At 54.3% G+C, this 2,166-nt stretch carries 1 tRNA gene and 2 rRNA genes (1 of these 3 only partly in view); all 3 read right to left on the reverse strand.

Features of this window, described 5'->3' with window-relative positions:
- A tRNA-Met gene (locus tag ACIQTU_RS15720) sits at window positions 1-77 on the reverse strand.
- Window positions 78-149: 72 nt separating this feature from the next.
- Window positions 150-264, reverse strand: a 5S ribosomal RNA gene (rrf, locus tag ACIQTU_RS15725).
- An 80-nt stretch (window positions 265-344) separates the two neighbouring features.
- Window positions 345-2,166 (reverse strand): 23S ribosomal RNA (locus ACIQTU_RS15730); it runs 1,057 nt beyond the window's last position.

Consider the following 2,166-nt stretch of genomic DNA (forward strand, 5'->3'; position numbering starts at 1 on the left):
TGGGTGCGGGAGCAGGATTTGAACCTGCGACCTTCAGGTTATGAGCCTGACGAGCTACCGGGCTGCTCCATCCCGCGGCAAGGCGGAGAGTGAGGGAAGAAGGGTTCGAAGACTGTCCTTGGGACAACTTGATCTTGTGTATCTGGTAGACCCCGCGGCGACCTACTCTCCCGCGCCTTGAGACGAAGTACCATTGGCTCTGGAGGGCTTAACGACCGAGTTCGGAATGGGATCGGGTGTGGAACCTCCGACATAGCCACGGGGTCAACCAGACACACAAGAAGAAGAAGACATCGTCGCGTTTGTATTATCGGCAAGTAGAACCGAATGAGTTTTGCTGAGAAACGATCAAGCCGATCGGATTATTAGTACCAGTAAGCTTCACACGTCACCGCGCTTCCACACCTGGCCTATCAACGTGGTAGTCTTCCACGATCCTCAGCGAAGCCTTGTTTTGAGGTTAGTTTCCCGCTTAGATGCTTTCAGCGGTTATCTATTCCATACTTAGCTACCCTGCTGCACGGCTGGCGCCATGACAGGTCCACCAGAGGTATGTCCATCCCGGTCCTCTCGTACTAGGGACAGATCCTCTCAAGCTTCGAACACCCACGGCAGATAGGGACCAAACTGTCTCACGACGTTCTGAACCCAGCTCACGTACCACTTTAAATGGCGAACAGCCATACCCTTGGGACCTGCTCCAGCCCCAGGATGTGATGAGCCGACATCGAGGTGCCAAACTTTGCCGTCGATATGGACTCTTGGGCAAAATCAGCCTGTTATCCCTAGAGTACCTTTTATCCGTTGAGCGATGGCCCTTCCACTCGGGACCACCGGATCACTATGGCCGACTTTCGTCTCTGCTCGACTTGTCAGTCTCGCAGTCAGGCGGGCTTATGCCATTGCACTCGACGACCGATTTCCGACCGGTCTGAGCCCACCATCGCGCGCCTCCGTTACACTTTAGGAGGCGACCGCCCCAGTCAAACTACCCACCACGCCATGTCCCGGGACCGGATAACGGCCCTCGGTTAGACGTCAACGACAGTAAGGGTGGTATTTCAAGGATGGCTCCACCAGAGCTGGCGCCCCGGCTTCATAGCCTCCCACCTATCCTACACATACGGTCGCTAACGCCAAGGCGAAGCTATAGTAAAGGTTCATAGGGTCTTTCCGTCTGACCGCGGGAACCCCGCATCTTCACGGGGAATTCAATTTCACTGAGCCTGTGCTGGAGACAGTGGGGAAGTCGTTACGCCATTCGTGCAGGTCGGAACTTACCCGACAAGGAATTTCGCTACCTTAGGACCGTTATAGTTACGGCCGCCGTTTACCTGGGCTTCAGTTCGGAGCTTTCACTCCTCCCTTTAACCTTCAGGCACCGGGCAGGCGTCAGACCCTATACGTCGCATTGCTGCTTCGCAGAGCCCTGTGTTTTTGCTAAACAGTCGCTACCCCCTGGCTTGTGCCACTCATTCCTGCTTGCGCAGGGTGAGTCACGCTTATTCCGAAGTTACGCGTGCAATTTGCCGAGTTCCTTCAGCACAGTTCTCTCAAGCGCCTTGGTATGCTCTACCTGACCACCTGTGTCGGTTTCGGGTACGGTCTCTGCTGGAGTTATTTCCAGGGACAACGCCCCTGCAAGGACAATCCAATAAGCCCTTACAAGTTATGCCATCCGTCACTTCCAGCTGGTGCAGGAATATTTACCTGCTTCCCATCGACTACGCTTTTCAGCCTCGCCTTAGGGGCCGACTAACCCTGCGCAGATTAGCTTTACGCAGGAACCCTTGGTCTTTCGGCGACAGAGTTTCTCACTCTGTTTATCGTTACTCATGTCAGCATTCTCACTTCCGATACCTCCAGCCAACCTCACGGTTGACCTTCACAGGCTTACGGAACGCTCCGCTACCGCTTGCAGTAAACTGCAAACCCATATCTTCGGCGCATGGCTTTAGCCCCGTTACATTTTCCGCGCAGGATCGCTTGATCAGTGAGCTGTTACGCTTTCTTTAAAGGATGGCTGCTTCTAAGCCAACCTCCTGATTGTCAAAGCAATCCCACATCGTTTCCCACTTAGCCATGACTTGGGGGCCTTAGATGATGGTTAGGGTTGTTTCCCTTTTCACGACGGACGTTAGCACCCGCCGTGTGTCTGCCCGATAG

Source organism: Brevundimonas sp. NPDC090276, from assembly GCF_044772165.1.
In the GTDB taxonomy this organism is placed as follows: domain Bacteria; phylum Pseudomonadota; class Alphaproteobacteria; order Caulobacterales; family Caulobacteraceae; genus Brevundimonas.